This is a genomic window from Acidicapsa acidisoli, assembly GCF_025685625.1.
Taxonomy (GTDB): Bacteria; Acidobacteriota; Terriglobia; order Terriglobales; family Acidobacteriaceae; genus Acidicapsa; species Acidicapsa acidisoli.
The window spans coordinates 1707734-1724422 of record NZ_JAGSYI010000002.1 but is presented as its reverse complement, the minus strand read 5'-3'; the positions used below and the strand labels follow the sequence as shown (position 1 = coordinate 1724422).

Genomic DNA, 16689 nt, shown 5'->3' with positions numbered 1-16689 from the left:
TCGTTTTGCAAGTTTTTGGCGCCAGTTTGCTGTTTGCACCTGCGCTCGCGAGCAAGAAGAAACAATCTGTATGCGAGCGAATCAGAGTGCCTGGCTGCGGGGAACCACCCGCCAAGCGCCATCAAGTTTGCCGGTGACCATACCGCGAGGGATCACCCGTTCCCATCCCGAACACGGAAGTTAAGCCTCGCTGGGCCGATGGTACTGCACGGGTAACTGTGTGGGAGATTAGGTGATCGCCGGCATAATCATCAGTACAAAAGGCCAGTCCATTGCGGACTGGCCTTTTGTGTTTTTACAGCTTTCGGGATGCAAGCAGCATCCATTCATTGAACGGACTCCTTCATGAGCTACACAGTCAAAGAGATTTTCTACACCTTGCAAGGGGAAGGTGCGCAGGCTGGCCGCGCTGCGGTATTTTGCCGCTTTTCCGGCTGCAATCTCTGGTCGGGCCGCGAGGCTGATCGCGCAACGGCGGTTTGCCAATTTTGCGACACGGATTTCGTTGGCGTTGACGGCGTGGGCGGCGGAAAGTTTGAATCCGCCGAGGCCCTGGCGGCGGCAATCGATCTGGCATGGCCGAAAGAATCGCCTACGGCTGCCAAGGCTTTGCATCGGAAGTTTGTTGTGTGTACTGGCGGCGAGCCGTTGCTCCAACTGGATAGAGCTTTGATTGGCGCACTGCACTCCCTCAATTTCGAAATTGCGGTGGAAACCAACGGAACCGTGCACGCTCCAGAGGGTGTGGACTGGCTGTGTGTCAGTCCCAAAGCGGGGACGCGGCTTGTCCAGCAATCCGGGAATGAGTTGAAGCTGGTCTTTCCTCAGACCGGGCTCGACCCCTCCGATTTTGAGAAGCTTGCATTCAGAAACTTCTTCCTCCAGCCGATGGATGGTCCGAACCAGATCCTCAACACTCAGTCTGCTGTGCGTTACTGTCTCGATCATCCTTCGTGGCGGCTGAGTCTGCAGACGCATAAATTCCTGGGGATTCCATAGGAGAAGCGGATGGAGATTTTCAAGCAATTCTCGATTGAAGCCGCGCACTGGCTGCCGAATGTTCCTCCAGGCCACAAATGCGCGCGGATGCATGGTCACAGCTTTCAGATCCAGATATACGTAAGCGGTTCTGTCGATCCGGTGCTCGGATGGGTGCTTGATTTTGCCGCAATTAAAGCTGCCTTTGCGCCGATCGAAGAGCGCATCGATCACTACTGCCTGAATGAGGTTCCAGGTTTGGAGAATCCAACGAGCGAAAATCTGGCCCGATGGATCTGGAGGGAATTGCGGCCGACGTTGCCATTATTGAGCAAGGTTGTGGTGCAGGAGACCTGTACCAGCGGGTGTGTCTATAACGGAGAATCTGAGAGCTGATTTTCTGCCGGTCACGAGCGGATGAAGTGAGCTCGAGGTCACATTGGCGTGCTTGCTGCTGCCCTATCCCTATAATGAGAACTCGCGGAGTTCGAATTTGCTGGAGCAGTGAGGCGCCTGTGGTTCGATTTCAATTGAAAACTCTCACTGTTGTGATCGGTTCGCTGTTTGCAGCAGCGATTTCTTGCTGTGATGCTGCTGCAGTTGGAGCAGCGTCTGGGCCGCCTCACTCATCCTCTGAAGTATTGCTGGTCTATAACGCTGACAGTCCGATCTCCATGGCGATTGGCAAGGACTATGCCGCCAGGCGAGGCGTGACCAAGACAATTGTCATTCATTGCTTGGATTCTGCTGTTAGCGCCGCGAATGAGACGATCCCGCTGGCTGATTACAAGCGAGAAATCGCTGCGCCGATTGCCGGGTTTCTCGAACATCACTCAGAAATCAATTTCATTGTTCTGACCAAGGGGGTGCCGATCCGGATTGATGGTGGCGACACGGGGTCGCGCGATGAGCATACGACAGGCAATCTTCATCCGTCGATTGACAGCTATCTGGCGGCGATGAATTACGCGTCGATCCCCGGTGCGGTGAAGATCAGCATTCATGGGTCGGGTGCTGATGGGTTTGGCTGGTTGAACCGGTATTGGAACAAAGACGAGCCGTTCAGCCATGCCAAGTTTGGTGGCTACCTGGTGACGCGGCTGGATGGCTATACGCAGGCTGACGCTGAGGCGCTTGTAACGAGGGCACTGGCGGCTGAAAGCGAGAAGGATTCAAGCGGCAAGGTGCGCGGCGAGGTGCTCCTCGATGTGCAGCCGATTTTCAAATTCAAGAGCACCGATGTGGCCGGCCAACCTTTTGCGGTGACAGGGCCGATTCCGGACGAATCGGATTATGGCTTGTGGAACGCAGATATGGTGAAGGCTGGGGATCTGCTGATGGCGCGAAAAATTCCGACGGAGCTCGATCGGGACGAAGTTTTTGTCGGTGACCGCTCGAATCTGATGGGGTACTTTTCGTGGGGCAGTAATGACGCCAAGTACAACGAGAAGGCGTATGAATCGCTCAGCTTTGATCCCGGCGCCATTGGCGATACGGCGGTCTCAACGAGCGCGCGCACGTTTCTGCCGACAACGGGCGGCCAATCGTTGATCACGGATCTCATCGCGCATGGCATTACGGGTGTGAAGGGATACACGGATGAGCCACTGCTGCAGGCGATTGCTTCGCCTGCGGTCGCGATGGAGCGATATACGTCGGGGTTCACGCTGGCGGAGAGCTTTTATGCGGCTTCGCGGTTTGTGGGTTGGGAAGATGTAGTGATTGGCGATCCATTGTGTCGAGCGCCTGCTTGGATGCGCAGGGCAACCAAGTAATCTCTTGGAATCTTCTCCTTGACAATCTAGGAGAGCCTCGTTACGCTTTCCTAGACCGTCTAAGCTTAGACGATCTAGGAGAGTATCTTGTCCGAACAATCGTCTGACAAGCAGCTTGATCTTTTGCAGGGCACGCTCGACCTGCTTATTCTGAAGGCCGTTTCGCTCGGCCCGCTGCACGGCTACGGCGTTTTATTGCGGATTCAGCAAATCTCGGGGCAAACGCTGGTGATTCAGCAGGGGTCGCTGTATCCGGCTCTGTACCGGCTGGAGCACCAGGGAGCGATCGCGAGCGACTGGGGCGAAAGCGAGAACAACCGCCGGGCGAAGTTCTACCGCCTAACCGCTGCGGGACGCATGCGCCTTGACGAAGAGATGGATAAGTGGAACCGCATGGCTGGGATCATGGGGACGATTCTGCTCGCAGAACCGGAGGGGGCATGAAGCGGCTCTATCTCTTACTCAGCAGGATGGTTGCCGAGCCCCGGTCATGGTTTCGCGCGGTGGCGCAGCGCAACCGGCTGGAGGCCGAGATGGAGGCGGAACTAGCTAGCCATCTGGCGGATTTGACCGCTGACCTGATTCGAAGCGGGTACTCCGCAGCGGAGGCTTCGCGCCGCGCCCGCATCGCGCTGGGTTCGACAGTCGTTCATAAGGAGGCAATGCGCGCCTCGCTTGGCTTGCGGCTATCAGACGAGCTAGGTGGCGATCTTCCCTACGCCTTGCGGAGGTTGCGGCGGAGCCTGGGATTTACCGCGATGGCTGTGATTTCTCTTGCGCTAGCAATTGGGGCGAACACAACGATCTTTTCGATGGCCAGGCAAATTCTGTACGAGCGGTTGGCGGTGGAGCGGCCATCTGAGTTGCGTCTGCTTGCCTGGACGGGGACGAAGAAGCATGTGGCTGTCCACAGCATCTGGGGTGATTACGATCCGGTCGGGGATGGACGGGTTACAAGCACTTCTTTTTCCTATCCCGTCTATCAGCAGCTTCGAGCACAGAACCAGGTGATGGAAAAGCTATTCGCCTTCAAGGGGATGAGTGGGAATGCGACCATCGCGGGGCAGGCGCAGCAGGCCGAGGGTGAGCTGGTTTCGGGCAATTACTACAGCCAGCTTGGCGTAAGGCCGGTGCTGGGACGGGTTATCTCAGAGGTGGACGATGTTTCCACGGCGAATGGCGCGGTGGTGGTAATCAGCTACGGCCTGTGGCAGCGAGAGTTCGGCGGTTCGCCGACGGTGCTGGGACAGATCATCAAGCTCAATGAAGTGCCGTTGACAATTATCGGGGTGAATCCCAAAGGGTTCACCGGCGCACGAAGCACCATGGGTTCGCCACAGTTGTTTGCTCCGCTGGCGATGCAGCCGCTGTTGCGGCCGAATGGAGATCGAGGCTCGCTGCTCTCTGATAATCGCGAGTGGTGGGTGAATGTGATAGGCCGCATACGGCCCGGCGTCTCGGACGCAACGGCGCAGGCGGCTCTCGATGCTGAGCTGGGCGCGGCGGCGCGGGCGACACTGCCGGTGCATCCTGATGAGGACCTGCCACGGATGGATCTGCACGATGGCAGCCGTGGTCTGTTTCGCCAGGGCCGCTCCTTCCTGCAGCCGATGCGGGTGCTGCTCACGATGGTTGGCTTTGTGCTGGTGCTGTCCTGCGCCAACATCGCTAACCTGATGCTGGCGCGAGGCACGCAGCGGCAGCGGGAGATATCGGTGCGGCTGGCCATGGGCGCAGGGCGCAGACGCATTGCACGGCAGATGCTGGTGGAGAGCCTGGTGTTGGCGGCTCTGGGCGGGGCCGGTGGCGCGGTGCTGGGTTATGCGGGCACTATCGTCGCTCCAAGACTGACGCATATGGGATGGTCGAGCGACGATCCTCGAGTGCATTTCGACTGGAAGGTGCTGCTCTTTACGGTTGCCATCACCATCGCAACGGGAATCCTGTTTGGATTAGCGCCTGCTTTCGCTGCCGCTCGCGCTGGAGTGAGCGCTGGACTCAAAGAGAGTTCGCAGTCGGTCACACGGCGCCGCAAGAGCTGGGGTGGGCGATCGCTGGTGGCGTTTCAGATTGCGCTGTCGACTTTGCTGGTGATTGGCGCGGGGCTGTTTCTGCGTACGCTGGTTGGTCTGAATGCCGTCAATGTGGGATTCCGCACGGATCATCTGTTGCTGGCCGAGATCAGCTTGCCTCCGAAGCAATATCCTGCGGGAAAGGATGTCGAATTTCATACTCAGCTTCAACAGGCGATCGCAGCGGTGCCCGGCGTGGAGGACGTGTCTCCGGCTGCTGTGGCCTACATTGCGAACAGCACCAACCGAACCACTTTTCTGCCCGAGGGCGTGACGGCCATAAAGGGAAATGACGACGCCGAGTATTACAACATCGTTGGCACCAGTTTCTTTCGGATGATGGGTATTCCGATTCTTGAAGGGCGCTCATTTGGGCCGCAGGATACGTCAACTTCGGTCAAGGTGGGTATTATCAATGCCAGCTTGGCCAGGGAGCGATTTCCCAACCAGAATCCGGTTGGAAGACGCTTCCACGGGGAAAAGCACACGCTGATCCAGATTGTGGGCGTATGCGCGGACACGCACTATGCGAGCCTGCGCGATGAGCCTCCGCCGCAGTTTTTTGTGCCATTTGTTCAGCAGCAGAGCGCGAATGGAACCTGGACGTATGAGATTCGCACGGGAGGCGAGCCCGACGCAGCCATTCCGGCTCTACGTAGGGTGGTGCAAAGGCTTGATCCGGATCTGCCGCTGATCAACGTGCGCACCCAGGAGCAACAGATCTTGTCGGCTACCGAGCAGGAGCGGGTATTCGTCACACTGACCTCGGGGTTTGGCCTGCTGGCTCTGGCGCTGGCTTCGGTGGGCGTTTACGGCGTCATGGCATACTCGGTGGCGCAGAGGACGAACGAAATCGGTATACGGCTGGCGCTCGGGGCGCTGCCGGGCCAGGTGCGTGGCATGATTCTGCGCGAGAGCACAGGATTGGCTGGGATTGGCGTTGTTGCCGGGGCGGTTGCGGCCTTGGTGCTCTGCCGGTTGCTTCGCTCGATGTTGTATGGAATCCGGCCCGATGATCCGGTCACGATGGCGGCGGGCATTTCGATTCTTTTGGCGGTTGCCCTGGCGGCCAGTTGGATTCCGGCACGGCGCGCGGCTGGCGTGGAGCCGGTTGAGGCGCTGCGGCACGAGTGAATTATCCGAAGACTGTTGCGGATGTATGGAAGCATTCCGGAGGAAGAATGAAGCCCTTTCGGTACTTTTTAGCACGACTCATCTCCCAGCCTGGATCATGGCTCCGCGCTGTTGTGCAGCGAAATCGCCTTGAGGCTGAGATGGAGGCGGAACTGGCGAGTCACCTGGAAAATCTCACGGCGGACCTGGTCCGTGCCGGATATTCGAAGGCTGAAGCCGCTCGCCGTGCCCGCATCGCGCTTGGCTCGACGGTGGTGCATAAGGACGAAATGCGGGCCTCGCTCGGGCTGCGTTTGTGGGACGAGCTTCTCGCCGACCTGCGCTACGCCGCGCGGCGCCTGCGACGGAGCCTGGGGTTTACCGCTGTCGCGACCATTTCGCTGGCGCTGGCGATCGGAGCGAACACTACCATCTTTTCGCTGGCCAAGCAATTGCTCTACGAGCGGCTGGCCGTGCCGAATGCCGCGGAGCTACGCCTGCTTGCGTGGACAGGAACGGAGAAGCACGTAGCTGTGCATCACATCTGGGGAGATGACGAGCCGCTTGTTGGCGGGCGCGCGTCCAGCACAGCCTTTGCCTATCCGGTCTATCTGCAATTGCGATCGCAGAATTCTGTCATGCAGGATCTGTTTGCCTTCAAGGAAACAGGCATGAACGCGACCATTGAAGGCAGCGCTCAACAGGTCCAAACCGAATTGGTTTCGGGCAACTACTACAGTGTCTTGCACGTGAAGCCAGTGCTTGGCAGGTCGATTACACCCGCAGACGACGCTTCACCGGGCCAAAGCCCGATTGCTGTGATCAGCTACGGGTTGTGGCAGCGTTCCTTTGGCGGTTTGCCTTCGGTGATAGGGCGTGTCATCAAGGTGAATGAAACTCCGCTCACCATTGTTGGCGTAAACCCAATGGGATTCACAGGGGCAAAAAGCACACTCCAGTCTCCGGATATTTTCATGCCCGTGAGCATGCAGCCGCTGGTTTACCCGCGCGGAGACCATGCGTCGCTGCTCGATTCTTCCAGGGACTGGTGGCTCAACATTATGGGCCGCGCCAAGCCTGGCGTGCCCGATGCCACGGCCCAGGCTGCGCTGGATGGTCAGTTGAACGCAATCGTGCGGGCTACGATGCCCGTTCGTCCGATAGAAGACGTACCGCGCATGGACCTGCGCGATGGTAGCCGCGGCCTCTTCAATCAAGAGCGCCAGTTTGCCAAGCCGATGACGGTTCTGCTCGTCATGGTCGGTTTCGTATTGCTGCTGGCCTGCGCAAACATCGCGAACCTGATGCTCGCGCGCGGATCGCAGCGGCAGCGCGAGATGTCGGTTCGCATGGCGATGGGCGCCGGTCGTGCAAGAATCGCTCGCCAGATGCTGGTGGAAAGTCTGTTACTGGCGTCGCTCGGAGGAGTCGGCGGGCTGGCTCTTGGCTATCTTGGAAGCAACCTGATTGCCAGACTCACGGAGAATAGCTGGGAGCCGAACTATTTCCACATTCATTTTGATTGGCAGGTCTTCGGTTTCACGGCAGGCGTAACCTTGTTGACCGGCATTCTCTTCGGTCTGGCTCCGGCCTGGGCGGCAGCGCGCGCGAAAGTCAGCGTGGGGCTGAAAGAAACTTCGCAGTCTGTGACGCGACGCCGCAAGGGATGGGGAGGCAGATCGCTGGTTGGTTTTCAGATCGCGCTCTCGACCCTGCTGGTGATCGGAGCGGGGTTGTTTCTTCGCACGCTGGCAAGCCTGAACTCCGTGGATGCGGGATTTCGCACCGACCACCTGCTTCTGGCCGAGATCAGCCCTCCGCAAAGGCTGTATCCGGCTGGGAAGGACATTTCGTTGCATAAGCAACTGGTGGAGAAGTTCGCGAGCCTGCCGGGCGTCGAGGCTGTTTCTCCTGCCTGGGTGACCTATCTCTCTGGAGATATCTCGAGAACCGACTTCATTGTCGAGGGACAGGCCTACGACAAGACCAAAGACGACGGCGAAGACTTTAATGTCGTCGGCTACAGCTTCTTTTCCATGCTTCGGATACCGATTCTGGCGGGGCGCGGCTTCGGGTCGCAGGATACTGCCACATCCGCTAAGGTGGGTATTATCAACGCCAGTCTGGCGAAGGAGCGGTTTCCCGGCCAGAACCCCGTCGGCAAGCGATTTTCGGTGAATGGCCACGACAGCGACGGTCATGGCGTGAAGGCGACCGACGATTGGATTACGATTGTCGGAGTTTGCGGAGATACGCGCTATTTCAATCTGCGAGAAGAGCCGCCGCCACAGTTCCTTTTGCCGTTTACGCAGCAGTCCGAAGCCGGTGGCGCGGTAGCGTATGAGATCCAGACTCGGATCAATCCGGAACAGGTCATCCCAATGCTGCGCAAGGTCGCGCAGCAGATCGACCCTGACCTGCCGCTCCTCAATGTGCGCACTCAGGAGCAGCAGATTCAGGAAGACATGCAGCAGGAGCGTATCTTCGTGTCCATGACTTCGGGCTTTGGTTTGCTGGCTTTGGCCCTGGCCTCAGTGGGCATTTACGGCATCATGGCGTATTCGGTTGCGAACCGGACCAACGAGATTGGTATTCGCCTGGCGTTGGGCGCGCTTCCGAGGCAGGTGTTGGCGATGGTGCTGCGCGAGGCTACTTGGATCTCGCTGGCTGGGATTGCCGTCGGCGTCGGTGCTGCGCTGGTTCTGGCTCAGGCTGTCAAGTCCATGCTCTACGGCCTGGAGCCGGCAGACCCTGTCAGCCTGATTGCCGGAGCCGCCTTGCTCATTGCCGTTGGACTTGCCGCGAGCTGGCTTCCGGCGCGGCGGGCGGCCTCGGTGCAGCCGGTCGAGGCGCTGCGGCACGAGTGAGCGGTTTAGCGGCTATACCTGGCGGCTTGGGGTCGGAATGAATGAGGTGTCTTGAACGTCGCCGATGATGGGAAGAACGGGCAGCGAGTGGGCCTCGCGCGCTACGGCCACCACGGCGTCAAGATGCTCCAGCACTTCGTCTACCGTCATCGTGTACATCTCGCGGCTGGCGTCGTAGCCTTCCTCAACGATGGCCTTCAGATAGTGGCCCGCAATCTGAGCGGCGAGGTAGTCGGTGATGACCTTGCCGGTGCGGCGCTTCTGTTCGACCCAGGCGTGGCATGGCATGGCGATCCACATCGGCTTGTTGTTCACGTCGAAGCGCACATCGACAGCGTCGGCATGGCGGGTGGCGATGGCAACGATATTGGCTTTCCAGCGGCAATGGAGATCTTCGCCGGTCCAGCGGTCGGTTACGTGGAAGTCCTCGTACATGCTTCCAGCGTATCTCCTGTCCGTGGTTGCGGGCAAGCTCCCTAAGCGAAGACTCAGGGTTCACAGTGCCTCAGAAGCGGACGCGCACACCCAATTGCGCTGCGAACGGCGTACCAACCGTCGTGCCAGGGCCAAAGAAATCGCCTAGCTCTCCGGCTGGCTTGGCGAGCTGGCTCAGGCTGGTGACGGGCGCGGTTTCGCTGCAATCGGCGTTGGTGCAGAGATCCGTGATATTTCCGGCCTGCGCCTGCGCCGACGGGACCGGCAGCGATGCGACGTTGGTCACGTAATTCGCGCCGGGGTTGTTGCGGTTGAAGAGGTTGAAGAACTCGGCGAATGGCATGATCGTCCATCGATCACCGAGCTTGATCGGGCGGCTGATGCGCAGGTCTGTCTGGATATACGGCGTGCCGCGAAACTCGTCGAGGGACGTGGGTACTCCATTGACGGCGATGCGCCCAGAATTGTCTGCCGTCGTAATCGTGAATGGCCGTGCGCTCTCAGCCTGCGACAGGCCGCTGATCTCAAGGCCCGCCGGCGCTCGCCAGGTGCCCGCAAGAACGAATCGCTGGCGAACATCCTCGCCGGATGGCCCGTAGTCTCCTGGGCCGAAGGCGTCGAGCGGGTTGCAGACGCCGTTGACATAGTCGAATAACTCGCCCAGCACGCAACCCCAGGTCTGTGCTTTGGAGAATGTGTAATTGGCAACGAAGTTGGCCCTGCGGCCGACGTTGCCTTGCAGGTGAAGCAATAAGCCGTTGTAACTGGAGCGGTTGTCAGACCGGAAGAGATTTACGTCCGGGACGTAAGTCGCCTGATTCGGGTCGCCGGGAGCAAGCTCGGGCGTGAAGAGGTTTACGCCTCCGGTATAGCTGTAGGCGCGGTACGAGTGGTTGCCCTGTTCGTGCACATAGTCCGCGCTCAACGACCAGTCGGCGTTGAAGGCGTGTTGCAAGCCGCCAGAGATGTGAATCGCATACGGCGTTCGATAGCCTGAATCAATAAGATTGGCCGTGCCGCCGGCGGCGCTTCCTGCAATGCAACCGGCGTTTTCCGCTCCGCCGGGATTTTGAACTGGATCTGTGCATGTGCCGGGAGCGGCATTGACCGCTTGCAGCGCCGTCGCCCAGCCATTCTGAGCAAGATCGTTGAAGTACACGCCAAAGCCGCCGCGAAATACCGTCTTGCCGCTCCTGTCCGGCGACCACGCAAAGCCAAGTCTTGGCGCAATCTGCTTGTGGTCGTTCTGCGGCGCTCCATGCATCAGCGGAATGAACAATGCTGCAAGCGTGAGATAGCCGGGATTCTCGAGCTGGCTGCGCCCCGAGCCGGTCAGAAGTCCGTAAGTGGTCGAGTAGCGCAGCCCATAGTTGACGGTGAATGTGCGCGAAACTCGCCATGAATCCTGAGCGTAGAGGGCAAGCCGCTGCACATTTTGCGAGAAGCTTCCGCCGAGGTTGGAAGTGGTAGCGCCGGCTGTCATGTCGGCCGTGAATTGAGTGGGATTGCTCAGATAGTAGGTCGGGTCCTGTGGAAATTGATAGAGTGTCTCGGTGTTGCTCGGAAACGCTCCACCGAGCACAGGCTCATGGATGAAATTGATTCCCTGCCGGAATGTGTGTGCGCCGTGTGTCTTGGTAAGGTCATAGCGCAGTTGATACTTCTCCTGATTGCGCAGCGACGGGAAAAAAGTAATTGGCGTAGCGAACTGATTATCGCCAAAGGTCTCAAAGCCCGAGACGGTCAATGCGGTCGAGCTGAAAGGAAAAGCCAGCGCAAAGCCCAGATCGGAGTTGCGCGACTGCGTCAGGTGCAGTCCGCTTGCATTCAAAACCAGCGAACCCAGAAGAGTCGGCGAGAAGACAAACTGGTTGCCGATCACAAGGCTGAAATAGTTGTTATGCGTGAGCAATCCGGTGGATGGCAGCGTGCCTTGCTGCACCAGGTTGTTATGCGTGGTGTAACTATCGGTGGCTGCTCGCAGAAACCAGTGCGACCGCGCCGATTGCGCCCAGTCAAATCGCTGCGAATCAAAGAAGTCGCGGAAGGGAATTGGCACATCGGTTGGAACGGGAATCGAGCCGACTCCGGGAATCAAGCCTTCCGCGGCAAGTTGTGCCAGCGCATTGAACTGCGTGGTGCTGGCCGGGCTGTATGCGATGCTTGCGTCTTCGTGTACACCTTCAAAGGCGGTGAAGGACCACAGTTTGTCCTTCACCAGCGGACCGCCGAGCGTGGCGACGTAGTTTTGGCGCGAAAAAGGCTGCTTGGGATCAGGCGCGGGATTTTCGATTGGATAGCGCGCGTTCAGCGCTGCGGCGCGCTCGTAAAATGCGCCGGTTCCATGCCACTCATTGGTGCCGCTCCTGGTCGTGATGACGATGGACCCGGCAGTCGTGCCTCCCGTATCCGCGTCCTCCTGCGAGGTGCGAATGGCAAACTCCTGGATAGCGTCGGGAGAGTAGCTTTGGAGGAATCCGCCGATGTAGTCATCCGAGTTATCGGCCCCGTCGACCGATAACTCGTTGTTCAGTCCGGAACTGCCGCCCGTGGAAACGGCGGTGATGCGCGCTTTGGTTGGGTCGGATGGTTCGACCGGCTCGGTGCCTGGCGCAAGATAGGCGATGTTCGCAAAGCTCCTCGCAGGCAACGGCAGCGACTCAAGATCCTGCGCAGTGACTACGCCGCCATGCACATTGCTGGAGAGATCGATGGGCTGTGCGGAGATCGAAGAACTTTGCGCCGAGACGCTGACGCTCTGCCGCACGGATTGGGGCTGCATGGTTACGGTAATGTCCCGGACAGTGCTTACGCCTATCGTCACATCTGCGCTGGCGTCAGCGAATCCGGGAGCCTTCACCTGCACCTGCCATACTCCCGGCGCAAGGCTCTCGATCCGAAACTCTCCATGCGCGTCCGGCTGAACAATGCGGGAAAGCGAGGAATCAGGGATGTTCATCTGAACGCTGGCCGCAGCGATACGTGCGCCTCGCGAATCCTGCACCATGCCGCGCAGACTCCCGGTTGAGTTCTGCGCGTGCATTGCTGTTGCGAGGAATACGAACGCAATGCCAGCGAGAATTCTCAGTTGCGCGGCAAGATTTTGGATTCTCCGTAGATCAGTCCTCATCTCCACTCTCTGGCATTGACTCCGGCTCCTGATTCAGGTCGATCGCGGGCAGGTGCGCGGCGCGGAGCTTCTGATTCAACTGCGGAATCGAAGACTTCTTCACCGCGTCCCACTTCTCAAGCACTTCACTCAGTTCCTTGCTCAAGTGCTCGCTTGATTTCTGCTGAATTACGGTAGGCAGCGCATCGGCCATGCCAACCATCGTATAGATCGACGATGCCTCGCCCGCAACTTCATCCAGTCCCGGCTCTTCTCCACTTTCTGCTGACTTCTCCTTGCCGCTGAGCAACGCGGACAGTTCCTTGTTCTGCTTCTCCAGTGACTCCTTGATTTCTGGCGACGCACTGCTCGAAAGCTTCTCAATCTGCTCCCGGATCGAGTGGGCCTCGAGCGCTGCGGCGGCGCTGCTTGTGACCATCCCCGAGAGCTGATACTCCAGCTTGAAGAGGCTCTCAAGATCGGCGCGCGAAGCCTCCACGCGCGGATCGATCTTCACGGTCAGCGGAGCCGTAAGCACCTTGCCGCCCGCGGTAAGTCGCACCTGGTAAGTGCCCGGCAAGGCCAGTGTCCCCAGCGGCTCGCGCGGTGTGTCATGCGGCACTGCCGAGATAGGGTACTGGTAGTTGGTTGCCGTTGGCCTTGCGTATCTGAGATCCCAAACCCAGCGATGCATTCCAGCGCTTGCGGGCAGCGTCTTCGGCATGCGAAGCCAGTACAGCGGAATTAGCTGTTTTGCTAACTGCTCCTGCGTGGCCTCCGGTGCGTCAGCGCTGGAGTAACGGCGTACCACCTTGTTGCCTGCGTCGAGAATCTCCAGCGTCACAGCCCCTTGCACAGATTCCGGCAGCGAATAATCAATCACCGCGCCATCCGGTGGATTCTGACCAGCAGGCTCGTCCGGCGGCATCGGCGTGTCCGTATAAGTGCTTCTGCGCACACGATATGCATCTCCTGGCTTGAACAGCACCGGTTCTGTCTGCGTTGCTGAAGCAGCAACCTGGCGCAGCGGCGAGATGTCGTCGAGGATCCAGAACGAGCGCCCATGCGTGGCTACGATCAGGTCGTTGCCCTGGATCATCAGATCGCGCATCGATGTATGAGGCAGGTTGTATTGCAGCGGTTGCCAGTGATCGCCATCATCGGTCGACATCCACACCGCGGTCTCTGTTCCGGCAAAGAGCAGGCCCTTGCGAAGCGGGTCTTCGCGCACGGTGTTCACTGGCGAGTCTTCCGGCAAGCCGTTCGTGATCGTCTGCCACGTGACCCCGCCGTCCTGGGTGCGATAGATGTAGGGATGCAGATCATCGATGCGGAAGCGGCTGACCGAGGCATACGCCGTGTTGTCGTCAAAGTGCGAAGCGCTGATCTGCGTGACCTTGCTCCAGGACGTCAGCTTTGGAGGCGTGATGTTCTTCCAGTTCTTGCCCTGGTCGCGCGTAATCCAAAGCAGCCCATCGTCGGTTCCGGCCCAGATCGTCTTCGCGTTCAGGAACGATGCCGCAACAGCATAGATTGCGCCTCGCCTGCGGGCAACATCCTTGGCTGGAAGCGGCGCAAGAGACTCAGGCTGCCCGGTCTGTTCACGTGAAAGATCAGGGCTGATCTTCTCCCAGTTCCTGCCGTAGTCTTTCGTCTCAAAGAGCACATTCGACGCGTAGAAGAGCAGGTGCTGGTCGACCGGGGAAAACAGAATCGGTTCGGTGCGGTCGGCGCGATAGTCAGGACCACGCACCGGGAGCGGCGTTACATTCTGAACCTGCCCCGTGAGGCTGTTGAATCGCGAAACCTCGGTGCGGCCCGCGCCGTAAATAATCTCCGGGTGCAGCGGGTCGGGCGCCGCGTATCCGTACTCGATAATGCCCACGGGATGCCACTCGCGCATTCCGACTTCGCCGTCGTTGCCCCGGCTTGCGATGCAGACCGAACCGCTCTCCTGCTGACCCGCGCAGATCTTGTACGGGAATTCATTGGTCGTGGCGACGTGGTAGAGCTGAGCGGTCGGTTGGTTGTACCACGAACTCCAGCTTTCTCCGCGATTCACACTCACCAGCGCGCCCTGGTCGCTCACCAGCAGAATGATGTCGGGATTTTCCGGATTGATCCACAGGTTCTGATAGTCATCTCCACCCGGCGCGCCGCGAAAACCGGACCACGTCTTGCCGCCATCCGTCGAGCGCATCGTCACAATACTCGCACTGTAGACCACATCCGGGTTCTTCGGATCAACCGCGGGGATCGCCAGATCGCCGCCGCCGATCTTCAACGCCGGACGCGGATCGTCCGTCGCCTTGTACCAGTTTTCGCCTGCGTCGTCGGACCGGTACACACCCAGCCCCGCGCCGGACGTGTAGCCGCCCGCGTGCGTGGTTGAGACAGTGGCGTAGAGCCGATTGGTATAGCTGTTGGCAATCGCTACTTGAATCTGCACCAGATTGTCCGGCAGCCCCTTGGTCAGCGGACGCCAGGTCTCGCCGCCATCGGTCGACTTGAACAGGCCGCCATGCGTGCCGTCGTACTGATTGCCATCCTCCCACGGGCCGAGACGCGATTCCCACAGTCCGGCATAAACCACGTCCGGATGGGCCGGATCGATCACAACATCCGAGCCGCCGGTATTCGCGTCTTTGTACAGCACCTTTTTCCAGTTCTGACCTCCATCGGTGGAGCGATAGATGCCACGCTCCTCATTGGGACCGTAAGGATGGCCAAGCACCGCGGCAAAAAGCCGGTTCGGATCGCGAGGATCGACGACCAGCGCGGGAATTTGCTGGCCCTCGCGCAGGCCAAGATGCTGCCATGTTTTGCCGGCGTCGCTCGACCGGTAAATGCCGTTGCCGATGGAGAGATCGGGCCGATGCAGCCCTTCGCCGCTGGCGACATAGACAATATTGCTGTCTGACGGAGCAACGGCAATCGCGCCAATCGACTGCGAAGACTCGTTGTCGAAGATGGGATTCCAGGTGCGCCCATAATCTGTGCTCTTCCACACGCCGCCATTTACCTGGCCCACATAGAAAACATTCGGCTGGCCGACAACGCCTGTTGCTGCCCGTGTGCGGCCGCCTCGAAACGGCCCAACCAGTCGCCAGTGAAGCGCAGGGGTCCATTGCGCCTGCGAATTCACATTGGCCGCCGAATCCTGCGCGCGTGCGGTGTTGGCAAGCGAAAGCCAGATCGGAAGGCAGATCAGCAAGTTGAAGAGAAAGCATTGGGCGAGACGGCGGCGAAGAAGGCAGAACTTCATGGCGGGCGAACTCCTGGCGTCAAGTGCGAGCGTAACGCCATCTTAAAGCGTGACCGCCAGATCTCACTCGCGATTCTGCGCCTGTTTCCATCAGCCGTGACGAAATCTCATTCGCTGGCGCTGGTTCGCTTGCCCGTTGCGCGCGGCGCCAGCTCTTCGGATCGAGTCAGAAGAAAGCGCCGAAACTCGCCGATACTGCCGGATGGCTCCGGCCCGGCCATATACGCCATGGAGAATTTGCGGGAAAGCTTGAGGCCGCTCACCCGCGATAGCTTCAACGATCCCACTGCGATGTGATTTCTCACAGCCCAGCGGGAAACGAAGGTGACGCCCAGCCCAGCCTCAACCGCACTCAACAGTCCTTCGGTGGAATCCAGTTCGATGCTTATCTTCAGATCCTTGGATTTCAGTCCGGCGGCGGCGAGAGCCTGCTCCACTACGCGACGCGAGCCCGAGCCGAACTCTCGCATGAGCAGCGGTTGCGTCGCGAGGTCCGAAAGCTGGATTTCATGATTGGCCCACTCGTGGCTCGCCGGAACAACCAGCACCATGTGATCTTCCATGAAAGGCTCGATGCGGACATCCTGGCGTTGCTCCGGTCCTTCAATCAACGCCAGATGGATCTCGCGCGCCACCAGGGCTTCGAGCATCGCATCCGAGTTGCCGCTGCGCGCTACGATATGGACCTTTGGGTACGAATGCAGGAAGCTGGCGATGAGCTTCGGCAGCAGATATTGGCCGATCGTCTGCGATGCTCCAAGAGCCAGTTCGCCGGCCTGTTGGCCGTAGGCTCCCGCAACTGCAGCGGTTGCCTCCTCAGACAGCGTTTTCATCTTCTCCGCAAACGGAAGCAGCGCAGCGCCGCCGGGAGTCAGGGAGATGTGTCCGCCGCCGCGATCGAAAAGCGGCACGCCAAACTCTTCTTCGAGCGCTTTGATCTGCTGCGTCACTGCAGGCTGCGTTAACAGCAACTCCTCAGCCGCGCGGCTGAAGTTCAAGTGATGCGCGACGACTCGGAAGACACGGAGACGAAAGTTCTCGATCATGATCCTGGCTCATTTGGAATGCATAGTGC

10 protein-coding genes and 1 rRNA gene are annotated in these 16689 nt (G+C 59.3%); 7 read left to right on the top strand and 4 right to left on the bottom strand.

The window, feature by feature from the left end:
- Positions 1-129: 129 nt before the first annotated feature.
- The 7 genes from rrf (at position 130) to OHL23_RS16870 (ending at position 8805) form a co-directional block, all read left to right on the top strand.
- Positions 130-245 (top strand): 5S ribosomal RNA (rrf, locus tag OHL23_RS16900).
- Between the two features lie 100 nt (positions 246-345).
- Complete coding sequence (queE, locus tag OHL23_RS16895; RefSeq protein WP_263353088.1) at positions 346-999, top strand: 7-carboxy-7-deazaguanine synthase; 654 nt, start codon at positions 346-348, stop codon at positions 997-999.
- Positions 1000-1008: 9 nt separating this feature from the next.
- Entirely contained in the window at positions 1009-1374 is a 366-nt protein-coding gene (gene queD, locus OHL23_RS16890; protein WP_263353087.1) for a 6-carboxytetrahydropterin synthase QueD, read from the top strand.
- Between the two features lie 74 nt (positions 1375-1448).
- Positions 1449-2753, top strand: a complete 1305-nt coding sequence (locus tag OHL23_RS16885; RefSeq protein WP_263353086.1) for a TIGR03790 family protein — start codon at positions 1449-1451, stop codon at positions 2751-2753.
- Between the two features lie 87 nt (positions 2754-2840).
- Positions 2841-3197, top strand: a complete 357-nt coding sequence (locus tag OHL23_RS16880) for a PadR family transcriptional regulator (RefSeq protein WP_263353085.1) — start codon at positions 2841-2843, stop codon at positions 3195-3197.
- Positions 3194-5959 carry an ABC transporter permease gene (locus tag OHL23_RS16875; protein ID WP_263353084.1) on the top strand — a complete coding sequence of 922 codons (2766 nt, stop codon included), beginning with the start codon at positions 3194-3196 and terminating at the stop codon, positions 5957-5959. The genes OHL23_RS16880 and OHL23_RS16875 overlap by 4 nt, the downstream gene beginning before the upstream one ends.
- 47 nt (positions 5960-6006) lie before the next feature.
- Positions 6007-8805: an ABC transporter permease gene (locus OHL23_RS16870; RefSeq protein WP_263353083.1), complete on the top strand. Its 2799-nt coding sequence runs from the start codon at positions 6007-6009 to the stop codon at positions 8803-8805.
- A gap of 12 nt (positions 8806-8817) precedes the next feature.
- Here OHL23_RS16870 and OHL23_RS16865 read toward each other — a convergent pair whose 3' ends face one another.
- The 4 genes from OHL23_RS16865 to OHL23_RS16850 all read right to left on the bottom strand — a co-directional run bounded on the left by OHL23_RS16865 (position 8818) and on the right by OHL23_RS16850 (position 16660).
- Entirely contained in the window at positions 8818-9240 is a 423-nt protein-coding gene (locus OHL23_RS16865; protein ID WP_263353082.1) for a hypothetical protein, read from the bottom strand.
- A 70-nt stretch (positions 9241-9310) separates the two neighbouring features.
- Positions 9311-12370 carry a TonB-dependent receptor gene (locus OHL23_RS16860; protein ID WP_263353081.1) on the bottom strand — a complete coding sequence of 1020 codons (3060 nt, stop codon included), beginning with the start codon at positions 12368-12370 and terminating at the stop codon, positions 9311-9313.
- The gene (locus tag OHL23_RS16855; protein ID WP_263353080.1) at positions 12360-15614 is read right to left on the bottom strand and encodes a WD40/YVTN/BNR-like repeat-containing protein; all 3255 of its coding nucleotides are present in this window, start codon (positions 15612-15614) and stop codon (positions 12360-12362) included. Before OHL23_RS16855 ends, OHL23_RS16860 begins: the two co-directional genes overlap by 11 nt.
- 107 nt (positions 15615-15721) lie before the next feature.
- A complete protein-coding gene (locus OHL23_RS16850; RefSeq protein WP_263353079.1) occupies positions 15722-16660 on the bottom strand; it encodes a LysR family transcriptional regulator in 939 nt (312 codons plus the stop codon).
- Between the last annotated feature and the right edge of the window lie 29 nt (positions 16661-16689).

Coding starts and splice junctions, on each gene's coding strand:
- queD (WP_263353087.1), top strand. CDS start 1,009: ATGGAGATTTTCAAGCAATTCTCGATTGAAGCCGCGCACTGGCTGCCG.
- OHL23_RS16850 (WP_263353079.1), bottom strand. CDS start 16,660: ATGATCGAGAACTTTCGTCTCCGTGTCTTCCGAGTCGTCGCGCATCAC.
- OHL23_RS16885 (WP_263353086.1), top strand. CDS start 1,449: ATGAGAACTCGCGGAGTTCGAATTTGCTGGAGCAGTGAGGCGCCTGTG.
- OHL23_RS16860 (WP_263353081.1), bottom strand. CDS start 12,370: ATGAGGACTGATCTACGGAGAATCCAAAATCTTGCCGCGCAACTGAGA.
- queE (WP_263353088.1), top strand. CDS start 346: ATGAGCTACACAGTCAAAGAGATTTTCTACACCTTGCAAGGGGAAGGT.
- OHL23_RS16870 (WP_263353083.1), top strand. CDS start 6,007: ATGAAGCCCTTTCGGTACTTTTTAGCACGACTCATCTCCCAGCCTGGA.
- OHL23_RS16875 (WP_263353084.1), top strand. CDS start 3,194: ATGAAGCGGCTCTATCTCTTACTCAGCAGGATGGTTGCCGAGCCCCGG.
- OHL23_RS16855 (WP_263353080.1), bottom strand. CDS start 15,614: ATGAAGTTCTGCCTTCTTCGCCGCCGTCTCGCCCAATGCTTTCTCTTC.
- OHL23_RS16865 (WP_263353082.1), bottom strand. CDS start 9,240: ATGTACGAGGACTTCCACGTAACCGACCGCTGGACCGGCGAAGATCTC.